24 protein-coding genes and 1 pseudogene are annotated in these 24,387 nt (G+C 72.2%); 20 read left to right on the forward strand and 5 right to left on the reverse strand.

What is annotated here, in order from left to right:
• Nucleotide 1 precedes the first annotated feature (1 nt).
• The 13 genes from AB0J40_RS44265 to AB0J40_RS44325 all read left to right on the forward strand — a co-directional run bounded on the left by AB0J40_RS44265 (nt 2) and on the right by AB0J40_RS44325 (nt 17,036).
• Entirely contained in the window at nt 2–1,006 is a 1,005-nt protein-coding gene (locus AB0J40_RS44265; protein WP_364466095.1) for an enediyne biosynthesis protein, read from the forward strand.
• Nucleotides 1,003–2,379, forward strand: a complete 1,377-nt coding sequence (locus tag AB0J40_RS44270; protein ID WP_364466097.1) for a cytochrome P450 — start codon at nt 1,003–1,005, stop codon at nt 2,377–2,379. The genes AB0J40_RS44265 and AB0J40_RS44270 overlap by 4 nt, the downstream gene beginning before the upstream one ends.
• Nucleotides 2,380–2,414: 35 nt before the next feature.
• Nucleotides 2,415–2,984 carry a DUF5987 family protein gene (locus AB0J40_RS44275; protein ID WP_364466099.1) on the forward strand — a complete coding sequence of 190 codons (570 nt, stop codon included), beginning with the start codon at nt 2,415–2,417 and terminating at the stop codon, nt 2,982–2,984.
• Nucleotides 2,981–4,633: a GMC family oxidoreductase gene (locus tag AB0J40_RS44280; protein WP_364466101.1), complete on the forward strand. Its 1,653-nt coding sequence runs from the start codon at nt 2,981–2,983 to the stop codon at nt 4,631–4,633. Before AB0J40_RS44275 ends, AB0J40_RS44280 begins: the two co-directional genes overlap by 4 nt.
• A gap of 71 nt (nt 4,634–4,704) precedes the next feature.
• Complete coding sequence (locus AB0J40_RS44285; protein WP_364466103.1) at nt 4,705–5,766, forward strand: carboxymuconolactone decarboxylase family protein; 1,062 nt, start codon at nt 4,705–4,707, stop codon at nt 5,764–5,766.
• Between the two features lie 193 nt (nt 5,767–5,959).
• The gene (locus tag AB0J40_RS44290) at nt 5,960–6,757 is read left to right on the forward strand and encodes a TIGR03084 family metal-binding protein (protein ID WP_364466105.1); all 798 of its coding nucleotides are present in this window, start codon (nt 5,960–5,962) and stop codon (nt 6,755–6,757) included.
• A 261-nt stretch (nt 6,758–7,018) separates the two neighbouring features.
• On the forward strand, nt 7,019–12,844 hold the full coding sequence (locus AB0J40_RS44295) for a type I polyketide synthase (protein ID WP_364466107.1): 5,826 nt from the start codon (nt 7,019–7,021) through the stop codon (nt 12,842–12,844).
• Nucleotides 12,845–12,846: 2 nt separating this feature from the next.
• The gene (locus tag AB0J40_RS44300) at nt 12,847–13,299 is read left to right on the forward strand and encodes an acyl-CoA thioesterase (protein WP_364466109.1); all 453 of its coding nucleotides are present in this window, start codon (nt 12,847–12,849) and stop codon (nt 13,297–13,299) included.
• Between the two features lie 26 nt (nt 13,300–13,325).
• Nucleotides 13,326–13,865 (forward strand): flavin reductase family protein, encoded by a 540-nt coding sequence (locus AB0J40_RS44305; RefSeq protein ID WP_364466178.1) that lies wholly within the window; start codon nt 13,326–13,328, stop codon nt 13,863–13,865.
• Nucleotides 13,866–13,877: 12 nt separating this feature from the next.
• Nucleotides 13,878–14,942 carry an NAD-dependent epimerase/dehydratase family protein gene (locus AB0J40_RS44310; protein ID WP_364466111.1) on the forward strand — a complete coding sequence of 355 codons (1,065 nt, stop codon included), beginning with the start codon at nt 13,878–13,880 and terminating at the stop codon, nt 14,940–14,942.
• Nucleotides 14,939–15,124 carry a DUF6222 family protein gene (locus AB0J40_RS44315; RefSeq protein WP_364466113.1) on the forward strand — a complete coding sequence of 62 codons (186 nt, stop codon included), beginning with the start codon at nt 14,939–14,941 and terminating at the stop codon, nt 15,122–15,124. Before AB0J40_RS44310 ends, AB0J40_RS44315 begins: the two co-directional genes overlap by 4 nt.
• On the forward strand, nt 15,121–16,830 hold the full coding sequence (locus AB0J40_RS44320; RefSeq protein ID WP_364466115.1) for an acyl-CoA carboxylase subunit beta: 1,710 nt from the start codon (nt 15,121–15,123) through the stop codon (nt 16,828–16,830). The genes AB0J40_RS44315 and AB0J40_RS44320 overlap by 4 nt, the downstream gene beginning before the upstream one ends.
• 14 nt (nt 16,831–16,844) lie before the next feature.
• The gene (locus tag AB0J40_RS44325) at nt 16,845–17,036 is read left to right on the forward strand and encodes an acyl-CoA carboxylase epsilon subunit (RefSeq protein WP_364466117.1); all 192 of its coding nucleotides are present in this window, start codon (nt 16,845–16,847) and stop codon (nt 17,034–17,036) included.
• A gap of 136 nt (nt 17,037–17,172) precedes the next feature.
• On the opposite strand, the gene AB0J40_RS44330 is transcribed toward AB0J40_RS44325, so the two are convergent.
• Nucleotides 17,173–17,385, reverse strand: a complete 213-nt coding sequence (locus AB0J40_RS44330) for a hypothetical protein (protein ID WP_364466119.1) — start codon at nt 17,383–17,385, stop codon at nt 17,173–17,175.
• Between the two features lie 151 nt (nt 17,386–17,536).
• On the opposite strand from AB0J40_RS44330, the gene AB0J40_RS44335 reads away from it, so the two are divergent.
• The 6 genes from AB0J40_RS44335 to AB0J40_RS44360 all read left to right on the forward strand — a co-directional run bounded on the left by AB0J40_RS44335 (nt 17,537) and on the right by AB0J40_RS44360 (nt 21,265).
• A complete protein-coding gene (locus tag AB0J40_RS44335) occupies nt 17,537–17,662 on the forward strand; it encodes a hypothetical protein (protein WP_364466121.1) in 126 nt (41 codons plus the stop codon).
• Between the two features lie 169 nt (nt 17,663–17,831).
• The gene (locus tag AB0J40_RS44340) at nt 17,832–18,140 is read left to right on the forward strand and encodes a DUF6235 family protein (RefSeq protein ID WP_364466180.1); all 309 of its coding nucleotides are present in this window, start codon (nt 17,832–17,834) and stop codon (nt 18,138–18,140) included.
• Between the two features lie 266 nt (nt 18,141–18,406).
• The gene (locus AB0J40_RS44345) at nt 18,407–18,883 is read left to right on the forward strand and encodes a DUF6423 family protein (RefSeq protein WP_364466182.1); all 477 of its coding nucleotides are present in this window, start codon (nt 18,407–18,409) and stop codon (nt 18,881–18,883) included.
• A gap of 19 nt (nt 18,884–18,902) precedes the next feature.
• Nucleotides 18,903–20,231, forward strand: coding sequence for an FAD-dependent oxidoreductase (locus tag AB0J40_RS44350; protein ID WP_364466123.1), 1,329 nt, complete (start codon nt 18,903–18,905; stop codon nt 20,229–20,231).
• Nucleotides 20,224–20,754 (forward strand): DUF6187 family protein, encoded by a 531-nt coding sequence (locus tag AB0J40_RS44355; protein ID WP_364466125.1) that lies wholly within the window; start codon nt 20,224–20,226, stop codon nt 20,752–20,754. The genes AB0J40_RS44350 and AB0J40_RS44355 overlap by 8 nt, the downstream gene beginning before the upstream one ends.
• Nucleotides 20,726–21,265 carry a peroxidase-related enzyme gene (locus AB0J40_RS44360; protein WP_364466127.1) on the forward strand — a complete coding sequence of 180 codons (540 nt, stop codon included), beginning with the start codon at nt 20,726–20,728 and terminating at the stop codon, nt 21,263–21,265. Before AB0J40_RS44355 ends, AB0J40_RS44360 begins: the two co-directional genes overlap by 29 nt.
• 130 nt (nt 21,266–21,395) lie before the next feature.
• On the opposite strand, the pseudogene AB0J40_RS44365 reads toward AB0J40_RS44360, so the two are convergent.
• Nucleotides 21,396–21,606 (reverse strand): annotated as a pseudogene (locus AB0J40_RS44365) (IS1634 family transposase); the annotation flags it as partial.
• A 188-nt stretch (nt 21,607–21,794) separates the two neighbouring features.
• On the opposite strand from AB0J40_RS44365, the gene AB0J40_RS44370 reads away from it, so the two are divergent.
• Nucleotides 21,795–22,151, forward strand: a complete 357-nt coding sequence (locus AB0J40_RS44370; RefSeq protein WP_364466129.1) for a VOC family protein — start codon at nt 21,795–21,797, stop codon at nt 22,149–22,151.
• Between the two features lie 3 nt (nt 22,152–22,154).
• On the opposite strand, the gene AB0J40_RS44375 is transcribed toward AB0J40_RS44370, so the two are convergent.
• From AB0J40_RS44375 to AB0J40_RS44385, 3 genes are all read right to left on the reverse strand, one after another.
• Nucleotides 22,155–22,343: a hypothetical protein gene (locus AB0J40_RS44375; RefSeq protein WP_364466131.1), complete on the reverse strand. Its 189-nt coding sequence runs from the start codon at nt 22,341–22,343 to the stop codon at nt 22,155–22,157.
• A 358-nt stretch (nt 22,344–22,701) separates the two neighbouring features.
• Entirely contained in the window at nt 22,702–23,136 is a 435-nt protein-coding gene (locus AB0J40_RS44380; protein WP_364466133.1) for an SgcJ/EcaC family oxidoreductase, read from the reverse strand.
• 10 nt (nt 23,137–23,146) lie between these two features.
• On the reverse strand, nt 23,147–24,316 hold the full coding sequence (locus AB0J40_RS44385) for an acyl-CoA dehydrogenase family protein (protein ID WP_364466135.1): 1,170 nt from the start codon (nt 24,314–24,316) through the stop codon (nt 23,147–23,149).
• Nucleotides 24,317–24,387 lie beyond the last annotated feature (71 nt).

A 24,387-nucleotide genomic window follows, 5' to 3' on the forward strand; every position in this document is an offset into this window, starting at 1 on the left:
CATGACCAGCCCGACTCTGACCAAGGTGGACAGTGCGCCACCGAAGCGGACCAACAAGGTCATCACCGCGCTGCGGCGCTTCGCGATCTCGATCACGATCTTCAACATCATCGGCTACACCGTGCTCGGCTTCGAGCAGCCGTGGCTGTACCCGTTCGTCGCGCTGGCGACCGCGTACACCACGGAGATCGTCCTCGAGATCGTCAACGCCCGCGTGACCCACCGCGACGTCCGGTTCCGGGGCAACGGGTTCAAGGGGCTGGTGGAGTTCCTCCTGCCGGCGCACATCACCGGTCTCGCCCTCAACATGCTGACCTACGTCAACGACCAGATCCTCGTGATGATGTTCGGTGTCGTCGTGGCCGTCGGCGCGAAGTGGGTGCTGCAGGCGCCGGTGTACGGCCGCATGCGGCACTACATGAACCCGTCGAACTTCGGCATCACGATCATCCTGCTCGTGTTCCCGTGGGCCAGCATCGCCCCGCCGTACCACTTCACCGAGCAGATCCCGACCTGGGGCGGCTGGCTGATCGTCGGCATCATCCTCGCGTCGGGCACGGTGCTCAACGCGCTGCTGACCAACCGCATGTGGCTGATCGCGGGCTGGCTGAGCTTCTTCGTCGTCCAGGCCTTCGTCCGCGGCTGGCTCTTCGGCACGTCGATCCCCGGCGCGCTGGCGATGGGCACCGGCGTCGCGTTCGTGCTCTACACGAACTACATGGTCACCGACCCGGGCACGTCGCCGTCGAAGAAGGGCTCGCAGTTCCTCTTCGGGGCCGGGGTGGCGCTCGCGTACGGCTTCTTCACCGCCGTGCACGTGGCCTACGGGCTGTTCCTGGCCACCGCGACCGTCTGCCTGATCCGCGGCATGTTCCTGTGGGGCCTGCACTTCTCGAACAAGGCGCGGATCCGGTTCGAGACCGACCAGGCTGCGCAGAAGGCGAAGCTGGAACTCGCCTCGGCCCCGCCGGCCGACGACGAGAAGCCGGGAGCCATCGCGGCATGACCGGTCCTTCGGACAACGCCCGGGCGGCGCGCACCGCGCCGCCCGGGCCGCCGCGCCGGGCGACGTTCCGGTTGCTGAAGCAGCTCTTCACCGACCGGCTCGCGCTCATGGGCGACAACGCCGAGACCTACGGCGACGTCGTCCGCATCGCCATCGGCCCGAAGGCGATGTACCTGGTCAACCACCCCGATCTCGCCAAGCACGTGCTCGCGGACAACGCCGCGAACTACCACAAGGGCATCGGCCTGCAGGAGGCCCGCCGGGCGCTCGGCGACGGCCTGCTCACCAGCGACGGCGAGACCTGGAAGAAGCAGCGCCGGACCATCCAGCCGGTGTTCCAGCCCAAGCGGATCTCGCGGCAGGCCGCCGTGGTCGCGTCCGAAGTGGACGCGCTGGTCAAGCGGCTGGCCACGCACGACGGGCCGGTCGAGATCCTGCACGAGATGACCGGGCTGACGCTCGGCGTGCTCGGCAAGACGCTGCTCGACGCCGAGCTCGGCGGGTACGAGACGCTGGGGCACTCGTTCGAGGCCGTGCAGGACCAGGCCATGTTCGAGGCCGTCACGCTCAGCATGGTCCCGCAGTGGGTGCCGCTGAAGAAGCAACTGGAGTTCCGGACCGCGCGCGACGACCTGCGCCGGATCGCCGACGAGCTCGTCGAGCAGCGGCTGGCGAACCCGGTCGAGAACGGCGAGGACGTGCTGTCCCGGCTGATCGCGTCCGGGTCCGGCGAGGGTGCGTCGCGCGAGCGGATGCGCGACGAGCTGATCACGCTGCTGCTGGCGGGCCACGAGACCACGGCGAGCACGCTCGGCTGGGCGTTCCACCTGATCGACGAGCACCCCGAGGTCGGCGAGCGGCTGCACGCCGAGGCCGCCCGAGTGCTCGGCGACCGGCGGCCCGAGTACGAGGACCTGCGGCGGCTGACGTTCACCGTCGCGGTCGTCGAGGAGGTCATGCGGCTGTACCCGCCGGTGTGGCTGCTGCCGCGGATCGCCCAGGCCGACGACGAGATCGGCGGGTACCACGTGCCTGCCGGGTCCGACGTCGTCGTGGTGCCCTACACGCTGCACCGGCACCCGGAGTTCTGGGCCGACCCGGAACGCTTCGACCCGGGCCGGTTCACCGCCGCGGAACGGCCGCCGCGCTACGCCTACCTGCCCTTCGGGGCCGGCCCGAGGTTCTGTATCGGCAACAGCCTCGGCGTGATGGAGGCGGTGTTCGTGCTCGCGACGGCCGCGCGGGACCTGCGGCTGCGCAAGGTGCCGGGCAAGGTCGTCGAACCCGAGGCGATGCTGTCGCTGCGGGTGCGCGGCGGCCTGCCGATGACCGTGCACCGCCGGCAGCGGCGGCGGCTGACCGACGCAGCCTGACGTCTACTCAGGACATTCGATGAGGAGGTAGGCCGGTGCAACCCGAGGCCACCGAAGAAGAACGCGTCCAGAACATGACTCTCGAGGCCTACGCGGACACGATCGTGCCGGGGGAGAAGCGGTTCCCCGAAGACCGCGCGATCGCCGGGGCCGCGCCCGGCCCGGGTTCGGTGGCGGCCGGCGCGCTCGAGCTGCTGAACTTCGACGCGACCGGCGTCACGGCCGGCCTGCCCTACCTGGCGCAGTCGCTCAACGACCACGCGAAGGTCTACGCGGGCGAGGTGGAGCTGGAGCTCGACCACGACGTCCCGCCGTTCGTCGCGCTGGCGTACGAGCACCGCCGCGAGCTCGTGCGCCGGCTGACCACGCCCGGGCACCCGGAGAAGGACGGCTGGGTCAGCCTGGCGCTGTTCTGCAACATGGCCTTCGACAGCGCCGCGCACAAGCACACCGCCGAGGCCATCCGCGAGGGGCACCCCGGCCTGCTGGCGCTGGGGTACACCGAGCCGGACGCCGACGGGTTCTGGCGGTTCCCGAAGTACGGCTACGGCCGCAAGCTCGCCGAACTCCACCCCGACACCACGCCTTCCGGGAGCCCCGCATGACTGTCATCGACAAGACCGACGTCGTCATCGTCGGCAGCGGTTTCGGCGGGTCCATCCCGGCCTACCACCTCGCCGCCGGCGGGGCCAAGGTCACGGTGCTGGAACGCGGGCCGTGGCTGGCGGCCGACGACTTCGAGCACGACTACCTGCTCGGCTCGTCCTACACCCGCGCGTTCGACTTCGTCGTCGGCGACGGGATGAGCGTGCTGGGGGGCAACTGCGTCGGCGGCGGCAGCGTCGTGTACTTCGCGGCGATGCCGCGGGCGCCGAAGTTCGTCTTCGACCGCCACGGCAGCATCGGGCGCCGGATGTGGCCTTCGGTCGTGTCCCGCGACTCGCTCGAGCCGTGGTACGACCGCGTCGACGAGTCGATCCCGGTGTCCAAACAGGACTGGAGCGACGTCTCCTACGCCGGCGGGCTGTGGGCCGCCGCCTGCAACCACTCGGGCCGCACGGCCAACCCGGCGCCGGTCGCGGTCGACAACGCCACCTGCGTCAACTGCAACTTCATGATGGCGGGCTGCAAGTTCGACGCCAAGCGCTCGATGCTGACCAACTACCTGCCCGCGGCCCTCGCGCACGGCGCGGAGATCCGGCCGCTGCACGAGGTCCAGCGGCTCGAGCGGACCGAGGACGGCGGCTACCGCGTCCACTTCGACATCGTCGACGAAGAGGACTACCGGATCCACACCGGCACCGGCGTGATCGAGGCGAAGGTCGTCGTCATCGCCGCCGGCGCCGGGGCGACGCCGGTGATCCTGCAGCGCTCGGAAGCCGCGCTCGGCGCGATGCCGCACGCCGTCGGCCGGTACTTCTCCGGCAACGGCGAGCGGCTCAACACCGCGATCATCGACGAGGACCGCGTCCGCGAGGTGCTCGGGCTGTCCCGTGAGGACGGTCCCGTCTACTCCGCCAACCACATCGGCAAGGGCCCGACCGTCGCGAACTGGGACAAGCTCGACGGCTCGCTGCCGGAGTACGAGCGGTACTCGCTGGAGCAGCTGTACTTTCCTCCCGGGCTGGGAACGATTCTCGCCCAGGTGCCCGGCGGGGACGAGCCGCGGTGGTACGGGGCGCAGAAGAAGGAGCTCCTCAAGCAGTGGGCCAACTGGCTGACGATCTTCCTGATGACCGAGGACGACAACGAAGGCGTGTTCGGCACCCCGCCGCCCACCGGCAACGCCTACCGGATCTCGCAGCAGATGCTCGGCCGCGGCCCGCTGCGCTACGAGCCGACCACGAACACCCGCCGCGGCTGGGCGCTCGCGGACGCCGACTGCAAGTCGATCATCGAGAAGGACGGCCTGGCGAAGGTCTCGCCGTGGACCAACGACGTCGTCGGCGCGTACACCGTGCACCCGCTGGCGTCCTGCCGGATCGGTGACGACCCGGCGACGTCGGCGCTGTACCCGAACCACGAGCTGCGCAACCACCCCGGCATCTTCGTCACCGACAGCGCCGCGGTGCCGGGCGCGCTGACGGTGAACCCGGCGATGACGATCGCCGCGCTCGCCGAGCGGTCGGTCCCGAGCATCGTCCGGGCCGCGCAGGCCCGCGGCGTCGACGTCAAGTACGGCGCGCCCGCCCCCGACGGCTCGATCACGGGACGGCGCGCGGTGTCCAAACTGGACCTCGTCGCGGGCAGCTGATGCACGGGTACTTCGAACTCGCGCTCCTGGGGGCCTGGGAGCGCGGGTCCGCCGGTTCTGGAGGAGGAACGATGGCGCCCGGACTGGTGCGGTTCGCCCTGCGGCGGACGCTGCGGGACGTGCAGCACGTCGACGTCGTGCGGCCGAGGCGGGCGCGGGGGCTCGTGCGGGACGTCTACCGGCAGGTCGAACGGGACTTCGGGATGCTCGCCCCGCCGATCGCGCTGCACTCGCCGGCGCCGGACGTCCTCGCCGCGGCGTGGCTGGTGCTGCGGGAGTCGCTGGTCGCGGCCGGGACGGCGAGCCGGGCCGACAAGGAGGTCGTCGCGGCCGCGGTGTCGGCGGCGAACTCGTGCCCCTACTGCGTCGAGGTGCACGGCATGGCGCTCGGTTCGCTGGGCGAGCCGGGCGCCGCGGCGGCCATCGAAGCCGGCGACCCCGGGGCCATCGCGGACCGGGACACGCGCGCGCTGGCGGAGTGGGCGAGGGGCGGGGGACGGCTGCCCGCCGACGTCCCCGGCGACACCGCCGCCGAGTTCACCGCCGTGGCCGTCGCGTTCCACTACCTCAACCGGATGGTGAGCGTGTTCCTCGGCTCGTCCCCGCTGCCGGAGGCCGTGCCGCCCTCGGCGCGGGCGAAGGCCAGGGCGGTACTGGGGTACCTGCTCAGACCGGGTGCCGCGCCGCCGGCCGGGGAAGCACTGGACCTGCTGCCCCCGAGCGCCACGGACGGCCCGGGCTGGGCACCGCCGGACGGCGTCGTGGCCGACGCCTTCGCCCGTGCCACGGCGGCGATCGAGGCCGCCGGGGAACGCTCGGTGCCGCCGCGGGTGCGGGAGCTCGTCCGCCGCGAAGTCAAGTCCTGGGACGGAAAACCGCCCGGGCTCGGCCGCGCGTGGGTCGAGCCGGTGCTCGCCGAACTGCCCGGCCCCGAACGCGCGGCGGGCCGGCTCGCCCTGCTCACGGCCAAGGCCGCCTACCAGGTGACCCCGGCCGACGTCCGTCCGAAGAGGACGAACGATCGCGCGCTGGTGGAGCTGGTGTCGTGGGCGGCTCTCACAGCGGCCGTGGCGGCCGGTGACCGGCTGGCGCACCGCCCGCGAAGAGAAGACTCCCCAGGTCGGCGCGGGTGATGATCGAACGGTCAGATCGCCCGCCGGGGCGCGCAGAACCGGGGCACACCGATTTCCTGGCCCGTGACGCAGCACCGGCGGAGCCCGATCTGGCGGACGGCGGTCGCCGCGGCGGTGGCTCCCCTTACCCCGCCGCCCCCGCGGCGGCCGCCGTCCCCCTACCCAGCCGTCGCACCGCCGAAGGGACAGACAGGTGACTGACACCACGGGCGTGATCGCCGACCTGACCGCCGAGGCCGCCGAGGTGGACGCGCTCGTCGCCGGCCTCCCCGAAGCGGGGTGGGACACCCCGACCCCGGCACCGGGCTGGGCGGTGAAGCACCAGATCGCGCACCTCGCGTTCATCTTCCGGATCGCCGGTCTCGCGGCCGCGCAGCCGGAGACGTTCACCGAGACGATCAAGGCGGTCGAGGCGGTCGGCTTCGAGAACGCCGTCGAAGGCGCGCTGCAGGAGTTCATCCACGACCCGGCCGAGGTGCTGCTGTCCCGCTGGCGCGCCGAGCGCGACGCGGGCCTCAAGGCCCTCGCCGCCGTGCCCGGCGACCAGCTGGTGCCGTGGCTGGTGCACCCGCTGCCGCCGTACGTGCTGGCCTGCGCCGGGCTGATGGAGCTGTTCGGCCACGGCCAGGACATCGCCGACGCGCTGGGCGTGCGCCGCGAGCGCACCGACCGGATCAAGCACCTGGTCGGCTTCGCCGTGCGCGTGCGCGATTTCGGCTACGAGGCGCGCAACCTGACGCCGCCGGACGAGGAGTTCCGGTTCGAGCTGACCGGGCCTTCGGGCGCGCTCTGGACGTTCGGGCCGGCGGACGCGGCCCAGCGGGTCAGCGGCAGCGCCGAGGACTTCTGCCTGCTCGTCACCCGGCGGCGGCACCGCTACGACCTCGACATCCGGGCGAAGGGCACCTTGGCGGACCAGTGGCTCGACATCGCCCAGGCCTATCGCGGGCCGGCGGGCCAGGGCCGCCGGCCCGGCCAGTTCGACGCCTGAAGTGTCCACAACGGACAGTTCGGTTCGGTTGTCCCAGCGTGCTCAGGTGTGAGCCGGGGCAGTGAGAAAGAAGACGGTCCGCCTCCGCCCGGAGAAGCTGGACTCCGGCAGCCCGGCGGACCGGGCGGACCGGGCAGCGGCGCCGTCGCCGCCCGAGGACGACGACAGACCGGCGCGGGACCCCGTTCCCGTGCCGGAGGACAGCGGGGACCTGACGGTTCCGGTGATACGGGGCTCGAGAGCCAGTGGGAGTGCGGTGGCATGAGCGTAGAGCGGATTTCGATCGTCGGTATCGGTCTCCGGTACCCCGATGCGAGTTCTCCGGAGGAGCTCTGGGAAAACGTGCTGGCCGGGCGCCGGGCGTTCCGCAGGCTGCCGGACGAGCGGATGAACCGGGCGGACTACTACTCGCCCGACCCGAAGGCACCGGACCGCTTCTACGCGCAGAAGGCGGCCGTGCTGCGGGACTACGAGTTCGACCGGGTGGCGCACAAGGTCGCCGGCAGCACGTTCCGGGCGACCGACACGACGCACTGGCTCGCCCTGGACGTCGCCGCCGCGGCTCTGGCCGACGCCGGCTTCGGCGAGGGTGAGGGCGCGCCGCGGCAGAGCACCGGTGTCGTCATCGGCAACAGCCTCACCGGCGAGTTCTCCCGCGCCAACATCATGCGGCTGCGCTGGCCGTACGTGCGCCGCACGGTCGCGGCCGCGCTGACCGCCCGTGGCTGGGAGGACGAGGAGACCGCGAACTTCCTGCGGGAACTGGAGATCCAGTACAAGGAGCCGTTCCCCGAGATCAACGAGGACACCCTCGCCGGCGGCCTGGCCAACACCATCGCCGGCCGCGTCTGCAACCACTTCGACTTCGCCGGCGGCGGCTACACCGTCGACGGCGCCTGCTCGTCTTCGCTGCTGTCCGTGGTGACCGCGGCCAACGCGCTCGTCCAGGGCGACCTCGACCTCGCCGTCGCCGGCGGGGTCGATCTCTCGATCGACCCGTTCGAGGTGATCGGGTTCGCGAAGACCGGCGCGCTGGCCAAGCGCGAGATGAAGGTCTACGACGCCGACTCCAACGGCTTCTGGCCCGGCGAGGGCTCGGGCATGCTCGTCCTGATGCGCGAGAGCGACGCGCTGGAGCAGGGCAAGCGGATCTACGCGTCGATCGGCGGCTGGGGCGTCTCCTCCGACGGCAAGGGCGGCATCACCCGGCCCGAGGCCGCCGGGCACCGGCTCGCCCTCAAACGCGCCTACGACCGCGCCGGCTACGGCGTCGAGACCGTCTCCTACTTCGAGGGCCACGGCACCGGCACCGCGCTGGGCGACGCCACCGAGATCGAGGCGCTCTCGACCGCCCGGCGCGACGCCGACCCGCTGGCCAAGCCGGCCGCGCTGTCGACGATCAAGGGCAACATCGGGCACACCAAGGCCGCGGCCGGGGTCGCCGGCCTGATCAAGGCGACGCTGGCGGTGTACCACCAGGTCATCCCGCCCGCCACCGGGCACTACGAGCCGCACGAGTCGCTGACCGGGTCGTCGGCGCGCATGTACGTCCCGCGTGACCCGGCGCTCTGGCCCGAGGACCAGCCGGTCCGCGCCGGCGTCTCGGCGATGGGCTTCGGCGGGATCAACTCCCACGTCACCGTCACCGAAGCGCCGACCGCGGCCCGCCGCCGCGAGCTCGACGAGCGGGCGCGTGCGCTGACGGCCGGCCGGCAGGACGCCGAACTGCTGCTGTTCGACGCCGACGACGTCGCGACCCTGCGCGGGAACATCGCCGCCACGCTGGAGGTCGTGCCGAAGCTCTCGTTCGCCGAGCTGACCGACCTCGCCGGAACGCTGGCGAAGGACCTGTCGGGCAAGCCGGTGCGCGCCGCGGTCGTCGCGGCCAACCCGGAGCACGCCGAGCGGAAGCTGACCAAGCTCCTGGAGCAGCTGGAGTCCGGCGACTCGGTCTTCGACGCCGCCGACGGCATCTTCGCGAGCACCCGCGGTTCCGCGCCGAAGATCGGCTACCTGTTCCCCGGCCAGGGATCCGGGCGGGGCGGGGAAAGCGCACTGCGCCGCCGGTTCGCGGTGGCCGAGGAGATCTTCCGCGCCGCGGCGCTGCCGGTCGCCGGCGACCAGGTCGCCACCGAGGTGGCCCAGCCGCGGATCGTGACCGGTTCGCTGGCCGCCCTGCGGGTGCTGCGTTCGTTCGGCATCGAGGCGTCGTCGGCCACCGGGCACAGCCTCGGCGAGCTGACCGCACTGCACTGGGGCGGCGCGCTCGACGAGCGCGGCCTGCTCGCGCTGGCCAAGGTCCGCGGCAAGGTGATGGCCTCGACGACCGGCGACGGCACCGGCGCCATGGCGGGCATCGCCGCCTCGCCCGGCCGGGTCGAGGAGCTCGGCCTGGGCGACGACGTCGTCATCGCCGGGTACAACGCGCCCGAGCAGACCGTGATCTCCGGGCCCGCCGGGTCGATCGACCGCATCGTCGCCCGGGCCAAGGCCCAGGGCGTCGGCGCGACCCGGATCAAGGTCTCGCACGCCTTCCACTCGCCGGCCGTCGAGCCGGCCGCGAACGCCATGACCGAGCGGCTGGGCGAGTTCACCTTCGCCCGGCTGGAGCGGCCCGTGGTGTCCACGGTCAGCGGGGACGTGCTGCACACCGCCGAGAACCTGCCCGAGCTGCTGCGCGACCAGATCGTGCTGCCGGTCCGCTTCCGCGAGGCCGCCGCCAAGGTGGCCGAGCGCAGCGACCTGGTGGTCGAGGTCGGCCCCGGCCGGGTGCTGACCGGGCTCTTCGAAGAGATCGCGCCGGAGACTCCGGTGCTCGCGCTCGACTCGGACAACGCGTCGTTGCAGGCCGTGCTGCGCGTGGTCGGCGCGGCGTTCGCGCTCGGCGCGCCGGTCTCGGTGGACGCGCTGTTCGAGGGCCGCGTCGTGCGCGCCCTGCCCGCCGACGGCGAGTTCGGCTTCCTCGCGAGCCCCTGCGAGGCGGCACCGTCGATCGACAGCGAGCTGGCCGCCGAACTGGCCGCGGAGAAGGCACAGGCTGCCGAGGCCGACGCCACGACGGCCGAGTCCGACTCGGGCTCGACGCTGGACCTGCTGCGCAAGCTCGCCGCCGAGCGCGTCGAGCTGCCCCTGGAAGCCGTCACCGCCGACACACACCCGCTCGACGACCTGCACCTGTCGTCGATCACGGTCGGGCAGCTGGTCAACGACGTCACCCGGGCGCTGGGCCGGCCCGCGCTGGAGGGCATGCCGAACTTCGCGACGGTGTGCCTCGGTGAGCTCGCCGAGATGATCGACGAGCTCGCGCAGACGGCGAAGCCGGCGGACTCCGGCAAGGGCGAAGCCCCGGGTGTCGGGCCGTGGGTCCGGCCGTTCGCGGTCGAGTACGTGCCCGCGCCGCGGCCTTCGGCGGACCTGACGCCGGGAACCGGCCGCGCCGAATGGCAGGTCTTCTCGACGCCGCGGCACCCGTTGGCCGAACCACTGCGGGCCGCGCTCGCGGCGTCCGGTGCCGGCGACGGCGTGCTGCTCTGTCTGCCCGCGGACTGCGACTCCAGCCACGTCGGCCTGTTCCTCGACGCCGGCCGCGCGGTCATGGCCGCCCCCAACGGCACGCGCTTCGTGGTCGTGCACCACGGCTACGGCGCCGCCGGCCTGGCCCGCACGCTGCGCCTCGAGGACCCGTCGGCGAAGACGACGATCATCGACTTCGCCGACCCGGCACCGTCCGATGTGGACGCGGTCGCCGAAGCCGTGCACACGGTGGTGGCCGAGGTCGCCGCGACCACGGACTTCACCGAAGCGCGCTACGGCGCCGACGGCGGCCGCACGGTGCCGCGGCTGTCCGCGCTGGCCGCGCCGAAGCCCGGCCCGATCCGCGACTCGCTGGACTCGTCCGACGTCCTGCTCGTCACCGGTGGCGGCAAGGGCATCACCGCGGAAAGCGCGCTGGCGCTGGCCAAGGACTCCGGCGCCAAGCTGGCGCTGCTCGGCCGGTCGGACCCGGAGTCCGACACCGAGCTGGCGGAGAACCTCGACCGCATGGAGGCGGCGGGCATCCGCTACCGCTACGAGCGCGCCGACGTCACCAGCGCTCCGCAGGTCGCCGAGGCGATCGCGCGGGCCGAGGCCGAGCTCGGCCCGGTCACGGCGATCCTCCACGGCGCGGGCCGCAACGAGCCGGCCGCCCTCTTCAGCCTCACCGAAGACACCTTCCGCAAGACGCTCGCCCCGAAGATCGGCGGGCTCAACGCGGTGCTCGCCGCGGTCGACCAGGACCGCATCAAGCTCCTGGTCACCTTCGGCAGCATCATCGGCCGGGCGGGCCTGCGCGGGGAAGCGCACTACGCCACGGCGAACGACTGGATGACCGAGCTGACCCTGCGCTTCGGCCAGGAGCACCCGAAGGCGCGGGCGATCGCGCTGGAGTGGTCGGTCTGGTCGGGCACCGGCATGGGCGAGAAGCTCGGCGTGGTCAGCGCCCTGATGCGCGACGGCATCACGCCGATCCCGACCGAGGAGGGCATCACCATCCTCCGCCAGGTGCTGGCCGACCCGGCCGCGCCGCCGGTGCTGGTGGTCTGCGGCCGCACGTCGGGCCTGGCCACGCTGCCGATCCAGAAGCGGGAGCTGCCGCTGAGCCGGTTCGTCGACCGCGCGGTCGTGCACTACCCGGGTGTCGAGCTGATCACCGAGGCCGACCTCTCCGACGGGGCCGACCCGTACCTGACCGACCACCTGCTGGACGGGCAGCTGTTGTTCCCGGCGGTGCTCGGCATGGAGGCCATGACGCAGGCCGCGTCGGCGACGCTGGACCGCGTCGGCACCCCGGTGCTGTCGGACGTCGAGTTCCTCCGGCCGATCATCGTCTCGCCGGGTGGGTCGACCACGGTCCGGCTGGCCACGCTGGCGCGCGACGCGGACACCGTGGACGTCGTGATCCGCAGTGACGAGACCGGCTTCAGCGCCGACCACTTCCGGGCGCGGCTGAGCTTCGCGCGGCCGGCGGAGCTGGGCGAGCAGGTACCCCGCGACGTCGCGCTGCCGCCGGTCCCGGTGGAGCCGATCAGCGAGCTGTACGGCTCGGTCCTGTTCCAGGGCAAGCGGTTCCAGCGCGTGCTCGGCTACCGGCGGGCGAGCGCCCGGCACGCGGTCGCCGAGATCGCGACCAGCGCCGACCACCAGTGGTTCGCCCCGTTCCTCCCGCAGGAGCGGCTGCTGGCCGACCCGGGCACCCGGGACGCGATGATGCACGCGATCCAGTGCTGCGTCCCGGACGCGACGCTGCTGCCGCAGGGCATCGAGAAGCTGTACCTGGCCGAACCGGGCCGTCAGCACGACGAGTACGTGCTGCTGGACGCGAAGGAACGCTCCCAGGACGGCGACAGCTACGTCTACGACCTCGACGTGCGCAACCCGGACGGGACGCTGGTCGAGCGCTGGGAAGGCCTGAAGCTGCGCGCGGTCCGCAAGCGCGACGGCGCGGGGCCGTGGGTCCCCTCGATGCTCGGGTCCTATGTGGAGCGTGCCTGTGAACGGCTGCTCGGCGGGACGCGGGCGGTGGTGCTGGAACCCGACCCCGCGGGGCGCCCGGCCGAAGGCATCGCCGAGCGGAGGGCGCAGACGGCGCTCGCCGCGGGCCGCGCGCTCGACCGGCCGGTCGAGGTGCGCTACCGCCCCGACGGCAAGCCCGAATGCGACGGCGTGCAGGTGAACGCGTCGCACACCGCGCAGCTGACCCTCGTGGTCGCCGGCGCCGACCAGGTCGCCTGCGACATCGAGACGGCGATCGAACGCACCGGCGAGGACTGGGCCGGGCTGCTGGGCGAAGAGCTGCTCGCCCTCGGCCGGCTGCTGGCCGCGGACACCGGCGAACCGATCAGCGTGGCCAACACGCGGGTCTGGAGCGCGCTGGAGTGCGTCCGCAAGACCGGCTCGATGACCCAGGCGCTGACCGTGCGCCAGGTCGACGCCGACGGGTGGGCGCTGCTCGCCTCCGGCACCGCGCGGATCGCCACCTGGGCGACCACCGTCAACGACCGGACCGATCCGATCGTCTTCGCCGTGCTGCACGCAGAGGGGAACTGAAGATGGCCGACTACTACGAGATCCGTCACACGGTCGGCTTCGAAGAGACCAACCTGGTGGGCAACGTCTACTACGTGAACTACGTGCGCTGGCAGGGCCGGTGCCGCGAGATGTTCCTCAAGGAGAAGGCCCCGGCGGTACTCGAAGAGGTCCGCCACGACCTCAAGCTGTTCACCCTCAAGGTGGAGTGCGAGTTCTTCGCCGAGATCACCGCGTTCGACGAGCTGTCCATCCGGCTGCGGCTGGAAGAGCTCACCTCGACGCAGATCCAGTTCGCGTTCGACTACGTCCACCTCACCCCCGAGGGCGACGAGCGGCTGGTGGCCAGGGGACGGCAGCGGATCGCCTGCATGCGCGGGCCCAACACGGCCACCGTGCCGTCCCGGGTGCCCGAGCAGCTGCGCGAGGCGCTGGTGCCCTACTGGACGGCCGCGGTCAACGGCAAGGGAGTCTGACTGTGGCCCACGAATCGGAGCCTCCCGTGCTGAAGCGGCTGCCGAGGTCGCCGGCGCGCCGGGTCCTCTCGCCCCAGCCGGGACTGCGGCAGGTGATGGCGCAGTTCGCCACCGGCGTGACGGTGCTGACGGCGGGCGGGGAGGACGCGCACGGCATGACCGCCAACGCGTTCTCGTCCGTCTCGCTGGAACCGCCGATGGTGCTGTGCTGCGTGTCCAAGGCCGCGCGGATGCACACCGCGATCGTCAACGCCGGCTCGTTCGGGGTGAACATCCTCGCGGCGGACCAGCAGGACACGTCGAAGTACTTCGCCGACTGGCGCCGTCCCGACGGCATGGCCCAGTTCGAAGCCGTCGGCTACACGGCCGGCGGCAAGACCGGGGCCCCGCTGCTGAACGGGGCGCTGGCCTGGCTGGAGTGCGAGCTGGCACAGGTGCTGGAAGGCGGTGACCACTCGATCTTCCTGGGCCGGGTGGTCGCCACCAGCCGCGGCACCGGCGAACACGCGTTGGTCTTCTACGGCGGCAGCTACCACCACGTCGACGGGAAGGCCCGCGCGGCCTGAGGGGAGGACGTCATGCTGATCGCGGTCACCGGCGGCACCGGCTTCCTCGGTGCCCACACGGTCGCGGCGCTGCGGCGGCGGGGGCACCGGGTTCGGCTGCTCGCCCGTGACCCGGTCGGCGTGGCCCGGCCCGGCGTCGAGGTCGTCGGCGGCGACGTCACGGACGTCGTGGCCGTCCGGCGGCTGGTCGCCGGGGCGGACGCGGTGCTGCACGCGGCCGGCGTCTACACGTTCGACAGCCGTCGTCGCGACGAGCTGTGGCGGGTGAACGTCCGCGGCACCGAGGTGGTGCTGGCCGCCGCGCGCCGGGCGGGTGCCGGGCGGATCGTGCACGTGTCGACCGTCGGGGCGCTGTACCCGGCGACCGCGCCGTCGATCGGGGCGTCGAGCCCGCTCGGCGGGTCGCGGGAGCCCTACCTGGCGTCGAAGGCGGCCGCGGAGCGGATCGCGCGGCAGCACCGGTCGGTGGGCGTACCCGTCGTCGTCACCTACCCGCCGGCCCTGCTCGGGCCGGACGACCCGCGCCTGGGCGACCAGAACGCGCGGCTGCGCGACGTCCTGCGCGGGCTGACGCCGATCTGGCCGGGTGGCGGGCTCCCCATCGGGGACGTCCGCGACTCGGCGGAGCTGCACGCGCGGATCCTGGACGGTTCGGTGTCCGGGCCGGCGTTCTTCGGCCCGGGCCACTTCTTGACGACCCGCGAATACCTGGCGGCCGCCCGGGAAGCGACCGGGCGCGCGTTGCCGGCGGTGGTCCTGCCGGCGCGGGCGTTGTACCCGGTGGGGCGCTTCGCCGACCGGCTGCAGCGGGTGTGGCCGCGGGCGCTGCCGGTGCAGTACGGCGCGATCCACGTCTGCGCGACGGCGGTGCCGGTCGCCCCGGACGCGCCCGGCGGCGGCGTGCTCGCGCGGCCGGTGCTCGAGACCGTGCGCGACACGGTGGCCTGGCTGCACGCCACCGGCCGGATCACCGGCGGGCGGGCGGGCCGTGCTTTGTCCACAGCGGACGTCAGGCGTCCAGCAGTTCGCACCGGCCCCGGACCCGGGGCCGGCCAGACCGAGGAGGTCCTGCCATGACCACCAGCGACGCCGCGCACCCGGACACCGGCGACCGGCGGCCCGTGACGATCCCGCCCGCGTCGGCGGCCGCCGACGCCGTGGTCCGTCCGATGCCCCGGCTGGGCCGCGGCATCGTGTGGTCCGACATCGTCGCCGAGATCGAGCGGGACCACCGGGCCCGGATGAGGGATGCCGCGTGAGCGGAAGCCAGGAGTCCGGCGCGGCGCGCGCGGACGACGCGGAGGTGGTGCCGGTCCCCGACGGGGTCCGGCGCCGCCGTCTCGGCCGCCCGGCGCCGTCCGGGGACGCGCAGGTCATCGAGCTGGCCCGCGCCGCCGACCTGGCGCGGCCGGCGCCGCCCGACATGCCGCTGCTGCGCAAGCGCCGCGAGGAGCTGCGCGCGCACATCCACGAGGGCAAGCTCGACGCCGTCCGCCGCCAGCACTCGCTGGGCAAGCTGACCGCGCGCGAACGGCTCGCCCTGCTGCTCGACGACGGCTCGTTCACCGAGATCGAGCCCTACCGGCGCCACCAGGCGACCGGGCCGGGCCTGGCGGGCCACCGCCCGCACACCGACGGCGTCGTCGCCGGCTCCGGCACGATCGACGGGCGCCGGGTGTTCGTCTACGCCCAGGACTTCACGCTCTTCGGCGGCTCGCTCGGCGAGGCGCACGCGGCGAAGATCCACAAGGTGCTCGACCTCGCGGTGGCCAACGGCGCCCCGGTGATCGGGCTCAACGACAGCGGCGGCGCCCGGATCCAGGAGGGCGTCCTCGCGCTCAACGGCTACGGCGGCATCTTCCGCCGCCAGGTCGAGGCGTCCGGGGTGATCCCGCAGATCAGCGTCATCCTCGGCCCGTGCGCGGGCGGTGCGGCGTACTCGCCGGCGCTCGCGGACTTCACGTTCATGGTGCGCGACACCGCGCGGATGTACCTGACCGGACCCGACGTGGTGGAGGCCGTCAGCGGCCAGCGCGTCACGCACGAGGAGCTCGGCGGCGCCGACGTCCACGGCAGCGCTTCCGGTGTCGCGACGGTGGTCCACGACGACGAGGAGAGCTGCCTCGCCGACGTCCGGTACCTGGTTTCGCTGCTGCCGTCGAACTACCTCGACCCGCCGCCGGCGACCGCGCCGACGAGCGCGGCGGACGACTACCGGCCGCGGCTGGCCGAGCTGGTCCCGGTCGAGCCGAACCAGCCGTACGACATGCGCGACGTCTTCGCCGAGCTCGCCGACGACGGCGAGTTCTTCGAGCTGCACGAGGGCTGGGCGCGCAACGTGCTCTGCGCGCTGGCGCGGATCGACGGCCGCGTGGTCGGCCTGGTCGGCAACCAGCCGGTGGTGTTCGCCGGCGTGCTCGACGGGCCGGCGTCCCAGAAGGCGGCGCGGTTCGTGCGGTTCTGCGACGCGTTCGGCATCCCGCTGGTGAGCCTGGTCGACGTGCCGGGGTTCCTGCCGGGGGTGGAGCAGGAGCGCGGCGGCATCATCCGCCAGGGAGCGCAGCTGCTGCACGCGTACTGCGAAGCGACGGTGCCGCGGATCCAGGTGATCCTGCGCAAGGCCTACGGCGGCGCGTACATCGTGATGGACTCGCGGTCGATCGGCTGCGACCTGTCCCTGGCGTGGCCGACGAACCAGATCGCGGTGATGGGCGCGGAGGGCGCGGTCAACGTGCTGTACCGCCGCGACCTGGCGGCGTCCGCGGACCCGGCGGCCCTGCGCGCGAAGCTGGTGGCGGAGTACACGGAGGAGTACCTGAACCCGCAGTACGCGGCGGAGCGCGGGCTGGTGGACGACATCATCGACCCGGCGGAGACCCGCGCGGCGGTGGCGCGCGGGCTGGCGATGCTGCGCGACAAGCGCAAGCCGGCACCGGGGCGCAAGCACGGCAACCTGCCGATCTGAGGGGGTGCATCCGGATGTCCGCGATCCGCGTGGTGCGAGGCGCTCCGGACGACGGCGAGCTGGCGGCCCTGGTGGCGGCGCTTTCGCTTTCGGCGGTCCGGCCGCCGGAGCGGCCGCGTCCGTCGGTGTGGGGCGATCCGGCTCGGCCGGCCAGGGAGCCGCGGGCCGCGGCGGGCGCCTGGCGGTTGTCGGGCCTGCCGCGCTGACCCCGGTGGGAAGCGCCCCAATGTGGCCTTCGGTGCTCCGTCCATGCCCCCGCCGCCACCCTCAACGGAGGCGCTTCGCGCCGCGGCGCTGATTCAACGCACCCAAGGCCACATTGGGGCGCTCGGGCGGTGCTCCTCAAGCCGCTTCGCCGCGCAGCCTTTTCGCGGCGGCGCGCTCGCGGCTCGGGGAGTGCGTCGTGTGGCCGGGGTGCACCGCCACGTACCGCACCGCGCCGTCCGAGAACACCTCGATCTCCGTGCGCTCGCCCGGCCTGAACTCCGCTCCGCACACCGCGCACGTGCGCTGCCGGTCGGCCGCGCCGCCGAGGGGCTTCCGCTCTTCCGCCATGCGTGGCACCTCACCTTCGAGTCACTCCCAGTGCACCCCTCCCACCCCTGTTCCGACCACTCAAAAGCTGCGCACGTCAGCGGATCCCATCCGATCCTCGACCCCGGTGGCGCATGGTGGACCCACATCCCGACCCACGTGGAGGAACGCCATGACAGCAGCAGCGGTCCCGGCCGACGACTGGACCCCGCCACCCGCCGAGGAACCCCGCGGGCTCCGGCTCGTGGAAGCGCCCGAACCGGCCGAAGAAGAGCACATCGTGCTCGGTTACAACTGAAGCCGCGGCGGCTCCGGCGCCGGACACGGACGGTGCCGGAGCGCACCCTCGGAGATGAGCACCCCGCCGTCCGGCCGGGAGAATCGACAGTGTCCTGGCCGGAGTGTCACCGCAGCACGGTGACCCATGCGTGACGGCGATCTGCGACGTTCGGTTGGGAGGCCGGCGGATGGCAATGCGCCTCCAGCTCACGGCGGGCATCGAAGTCCTCGAAAGCTGGGCCGAGACGGCGTCGCAGGCGGAGCGGAACGTCGTCTACGAAGCCTTGTTCGCCGTCGGTGACGGTTCCGCCTTTCTCGTTTACGACATTTTCGGCGACCCCCGCGATCCCGGCAATTTCCTCATCATGGTGAAACCGGGTCTGGTCATGAAAGTAATGGTGCAGCGCGCCGAATCCGCGTTCGAAATCCGCTACGTCGGAGCGGTCGAAGACGAGGTCGACGCGGTCGAACCCCAGGAGACCTCGGCTCCGGAGTGATCGTTCCGCGCGCGGGCGCTGGGCCGAACGGACCAATTCGCGCCAGCACCCGGCTGTTGACAATCTCCCCTGATCGGACCCTGGTCAGCGATTCGGAGAACGTGTATTCGTCACCTTGACAGTGTATCTTGCGGTATGAAAGCCTTTGTATGTTCGCTGGTCAGGCCACTATTTCTGGGGTGGGTTACGTAGGAGGCTGCAGCATGTCTTCACCCGAATTGCCAGGACTCGACGTCTCCGGTCGCGTGCGCGCCAGGGACGTGCAGATGACCGGGACCGCCGACGTCGGCCGCCGGGTCCTCATGATCACCGGCGCCATCGACACCACCGACCACGACGTCTCGGTCAGCGTCAACCTCCCCGAGCCCGGCCGCTGGCAGGTCATCAAGGCCGAAACCAACCTGACCGACCAGACGTGGGTCGCGATGCAGGCCGTGATGGACGAGGACTCGACGTTCCTCGACGACGAAATGCTGATGTCGCCGCAGTTCTCGAAGAGCTTCATGACGCCCGACCAGCGCCGCCTCACCTTTTACGAAGGCGAGGTCCGCCCCGGCGAAACCGTCCTGAAGACGTACTCGATGGAGACGAGCGGCCGCAAGCCGACGTACTTCTACTCGCGCTACAGCCCGATCGCCACCGACAGCGCCGAGCAGTCCCAGCAGACGCTGGACGAGCTCGTCACCAACGGGATGAGCCAGCGGCCGGTGGTGGAGCTGATCGTCCCCGTCACGGTGCTCTGAGCCGGCGGCGGGGCGAGCAGTGATCACGTTCGTACCGGAGCCGCACCTGCTCGACTCGCCTCGTGGCCGCGCCTGGCCGCGTCCTCCCGCGCCACCTTCCCCGGCGCGGGGGGACTCGCCGGCGGCGGCCGCCGACGTCGTGGTCGTCGGGGCCGGCCCGGCCGGGCTCGCGGTCGCCTCCGCCCTGTGGCACCACGGCGTGACCGACGTCGTCGTCGTGGACCGCACCGGGCGGCCGTGCGGGCGGTTCTTCGGCCGGATCGACCAGCTGGGCCAGCGCGTCCTGCGCTCGCCCTACGAGCACCACCCCGGCGTCGAGGGCTACCGCGACTGCGAGCTGCTCGACTTCGCGCGGCTGCACTGGGGCAGGCTGACGCCGACCGAGCGCCGCGAGATCCGGATGTCGCAGTCCGGGCACCGGTCGGTCGTCCCCGTCGACGTCTTCGAGGCCTACTGCGAACACCTGGTGACCACCCACCACGTGGGGGAGAAGACCTGGCAGGCGACCGTGCGCGAGGTCGTGCCCGCCCCCGAAGCCGTCACCGTGCGCACCGACCGCTTCTCCGTCGCCGCCCGGCACGTCGTGCTGTGCCCCGGCGAGGAACGCCGTCCCGCGCCGGAAACCTGGTGGGGTGGCGGCCATCCGCCGCGCGGAGTGTCCTTTTGGGACGAATCGGTGCCGCCGGGCGCGCGCTGCCAGGTGGTCGTCGGCGCCGGGCTCACCGCGGCGCACCTCATCACCGGCGCGCTCGCCGCCGGGCGCGAGGTGCACTGGGTGGTCCGCGAGACCGGCGAGCGCTACCAGTGCGCGGACGTCAATTCCACCTTCTTCCGGCCGGAGGGCCGCAAGCGCTTCGACGGCGTCGGCTGGGCCGAGCGGCTCGAGCTGATGGGCCGGTTCCGGCGCGCGTCGATCATGTTCGAGTTCCGGCCGTTGCTCGAGCGGGCCGAAGCCGACGGCCGGCTGGTCGTGCACCGCGGCGAAGCCGTCAAGGAGATCGCGCCGGCCGTCGGCGGGAACGTGGTGCTGCGGCTGGAGAGCGGACGGCGGGTCGTGGGCGACCACGTCGTGCTCGCGCTGGGCACGACGCCGTCGATCGGCACCGGCCTGCTGCCCGACGAGGTCGTCGACGCCAGGGACGGCTGGCCGTCGCTGGACGAACGGACGTTGTCCTACCGCCGCGAGCCGCGCGTTTCGGTGGTCGGGGCCGCGGCCGGGATGGTGCTCGGCCCGGCCGCGCGCAACATCGACGGCCACCGCGTCGCCACCACCCGGGTCGCCGCGGCGATCGCCGCGCAGCTGCGCAGCGGCGTCGCCGAGCCGGTCGAGGCGGTCGTCGGTGTCTGAGCGCCACGACGACATCCGGGGCTTCGCCCCGAGCCGGGGGCTTCGCCACCCGGACCCCCCGAAAAGCGAGGATTCCCGGTTCGCCTTGCCGGACGTCGACGCCCCCGGCACCACCGAGGCCGGGATCATCCTGCTGGGCCTGGACGCCGACCGGCTGCTCGCCGGCCTCGCGCTCGCCCGGCTCGCCGACGACCCGGCCCTGGTCACCCAGGTGGTCGACCAGGCCCGGCACGGCACGGCCGCGTTCGGCCTCGGTGGCCTCCTGGAGTCCGGGCGGGAGCACTGGCTGGCCCTGCGCGACCGGCTCGGCGAGCCGCCGTCGACCTCGTCGCCGGGCTCGCTGCGGCGGGAGTGGGAGCGCCGCCAGGACCTGGTCGCCGCGGCGGTGCCCGGCGCCGGCGCCGGGACGATCGCCTACCTGACCGCCTGCGCGCTGCGCGGCGTCGAGATCGACCAGCTCGCCGCCGGGCTGGCGGACGGAAAGGAACCCTTCGATGTCGTACCTGAGGTCCCTGCCGGCTGAGACCACGCTGCTGCAGGTGTTCCAGGCCAACCCGGATCCGGCGCGGCACCTGCTGGACCTCCACGAGGTGCTGATGCGCGGCGAGTCGCCCTTCTCGGCGGGGGAGCGCGAGCTGATCGCGGCGTACGTGTCCGGGGTGAACAGCTGCGGCTACTGCCACGGGATCCACACGATCACCGCGGAGGCGTTCGGCGTGCCCGAGGGCCTGCTGGCGGCCGCGGTCGCGGACCTGGACTCGGCGCCGGTCGACGACAAGCTCCGGCCCGTGCTGGCCTACGTCGGCAAGCTGACCCGCACCCCGTCCCGGATGACCGAGGCCGACGCCGAAGCCGTGTTCGCCGCCGGCTGGGACGAGCGGGCGCTGCACGACGCGGTGCTCGTGTGCGCGCTGTTCAACTTCATGAACCGGATGGTGGAAGGACTGGGGATCCGCGCGGACGAGGCGTATGCGACGACGTCCGGGCTGCGGTTGAAGGAAGGCGGGTACGCGGGCCTGGCCGCTTTGCTCTGAGCTTCGGGCGAAGAAGAACCCGGGCCGCGATGGGCGGCCCGGGTTATTTGCGAAGCGGTGGGATCAGACGGTGCCCGGCTTCGGCAGCTGCTGCTTGGCCGGGGTGTTCTGGTACCCGACTTGGCTCAAATCAGTGCGCACCGCGGTCGTGGATGCGGGTGAGGGCATCGCGGAGGTCGTCGGGTGGCGGGTCGACGGCGGTGAGGGTGTGCTCGCCGGCCTGGATGTTGATGGTGCGGTAGCGGCAGGTGGTGCGCACGAACTTCTTGCGACTCGCGCTCGTGGTGGTAGATCGGCCGCGCACGTAGGTCGTGTTTGGACATTCGGAACGACTTCTCGAGTCGCGCACGCCGACGGGTCGAAACCTGCCTCCTCGACCACCCACAGACTGTCCGGCTTGCTGGTCGGCTCGACGATCCGTGCCAGCACCAGTAATCGGAACAGCCGTTCACACGACGAAACGCAGCTCAACGGTCAGCACCCTACCCGAGATCAGCGATCTTGAGCCAAAGTCAGGTAAGGTGACGGAATGGTCATGCGGGTGGCGATTCCCGTGCTGCCGTGCCGAGATGTGCAGGCAGCGCGGTCGTACTTCACGGACGTGCTCGGATTCGACACCATATTCACCTGGGAGACCCCACCTAGCTACGCGGCCGTGATCCGCGACACCGCCGAGTTCCACCTGTACGCCGAAAGCAGCGTCGGCCCGGCCAGGGTGACGGTTGTCGTCGACGACGTCGATTCCTGCCACGACGAGTTGCGCGCCCGCGGCGCCGACATCGTCGAGCCACTGGCTGACCGGCCCTACGGGATGCGTGACTTCAACGTACGGACACCGGATGGGCACTCGTTGATCTTCAGCCAGCCGCTTACCGAGTCCGGGTGACCATCAGCGGACCAGCCGGAAGAATGACCGGACCTCGTCGACGAACAACGCCGGCTGCTCGAACGCCGCGAAGTGGCCGCCCTGGCCGGGCTCGTTCCAGTACCGGATGTTCGGGAACCGGCGCTCCGCCCACCGTCGAGACGGGCGCTGCAGCTCCTCGGGGAAGACCGAACAGCCGGGCGGACGAGGCACCGGTGCCGGGCAGCCAGTAGAGCATCAGGTTGTCGAGCAGCTCATCCCGGGCAATAACCCGATGCAGGTCGCCACCGGAGTCGGTCCACGACCGGAACTTCCCGACCGTCTGCGGCGACCCGATCGGGTTGCCGTTGACCGATGCTGGTGCCCCAGTCGCTGCCCTGGGCGCCGAACCGCCGGTAGCCGAGCCAGGCCATCAGCTCGCGCCACGCGTCGGATATCCGCTCGATCCCCCACCCCGGCGCGGCCGGCTTGTCGCTGAAGCCGTAACCGGGAAGCGATGGGCAGACCAGCTTCGGGCGAAAAAGGAACCCGGGCCGCGATGGCGGCCCGGGTTCTTTGCGATGCGGTGGGCTCAGACGGTGCCCGGCTTCGGCAGCTGCTGCTTGGCCGGGGTGTTCTGGTAGGACGCCAGCTGCCAGCCGCCGTCCCGCTTCACGACGGTCCACGACGCCCGGATCGACTGGGAGTCCGCGACCTCGGTTTCACCGGGGCCGAGGACACCGCCCTGGGTGATGAGCACGCCGGAGTCCGGGGTGAAGAACCGGATCTCGATCGGCCGCCCGGTGACCTGGGTGCCCTTGTAGTTGCCCTCGAACGACTCCTTCAGGAACGCGCGGATCTCTTCGCGGCCCTTCTTGAAGATGCCGGGCAGGATCATGGTGCCGTCTTCGGTGAAGACGCCGGCGAACCCGTCGGCGTCGCCGTAGGCCCACGCGGCGATGACCTTCTGGGTGAGCGCCGCGATCGCGGCCTGGTCGGCGGCGGTGCCGCTTTCGGTCGTGGTCATGGGAGTCTCCCTAGATGTAGAGCGTGTTGGGCTCGAGACCGCACAGCACCCGGCCGTACAGCTCGGTGTTGGTGTTGGGGTGCATCAGCGCGTGGAGGTTGACCGCGGCGATGTCGCGGGCGATCCGCTGGATCGGGATGCCGTGGTAGATCGAGGAACCGCCGGAGGCCGTGGCCAGGATGTCGATGGACTCCTTGGCCAGCCGGACCACCGCGCCGAGGTCGGCCCGCGCGATCGCGCGCTCGTCCAGCTTCCACGGGGTGCCGTCGGCGGTCTTCGTGTCGACCAACGTGGCCAGCCGGTGCGCGTGGAACTGGGCCTCGTCCATCTTCAACGCCGCCTCGGCCACCTGGTGGTGCGTGATCGGGGCCTCGCGCTGCGATTCGTAAGCGGTGTAGGTGATCTTGCGGTCCGGCAGCCGCTTGAGGAAGCTGTCCTGAGCCGACTTCGCCATGCCCACCAGCGTGCCGACCGACGACGCCGAGGCGATCGGCAGCAGCGGCGCCCGGTAGACCGAGCCCGCCGGGCCGCCCTGCCCTTCCAGGACCGCGGGCAGCGGGAGCACGCGCTCGGCCGGGATGAAGACGTCCTGCGCCACCGTCGACACGCTGCCGGTCCCGCGCAGGCCCGCGGTGTCCCAGTCGTCCACGACCAGCAGGTCCGACAACGGGACCAGCGCCATGATCGGGTACGGCTCGCCCTCGGGCGGGACGAGGATCGCGATGATCTCCTGCCACTGCGCGTGCAGGGCCCCGCTGATGAAGCCCCACTTGCCGTTCACCACGACGCCGCCGTCGACCGGCGCGGCCATCGCGGACGGGCTGAGCGTGCCGCACACGCGGACGTCCGGGGTCGAGAACACCTCGTCCTGCACCGCTTCCGGGAAGTGGCAGGCCATCCAGGTGGGGATCCAGTACACCGAAGCCACCCAGGAGGTCGAGCCGTCGGCGCGGCCGATCTCGGTGGCGACGTCGACGAGCGTCCGGGTGTCGGCTTCGAACCCGCCGTACCGCTTCGGGCGGCGCAGCTTGAACACCCCGGCCTCGGCGAGCGCCTCGATGGACTCGTCGTGCACCCGGCGGTTCTGCTCGGACCAGTTCGCGTGCTTCTTCAGTACGGGAGCCAGTTCGGCCACGCGGCGAACCAGTTCCTCCCGCGTCGGAACATCGGTGCTCGACACCTTGACCTCCTAGATTGTCGACCGGCCCAGCTTCGCAGCGGAGCAACGGAAAACGCGTCTTCCTGCTTGCC

The organism is Amycolatopsis sp. NPDC049691, from assembly GCF_040675005.1.
Lineage (GTDB): Bacteria > Actinomycetota > Actinomycetes > Mycobacteriales > Pseudonocardiaceae > Amycolatopsis.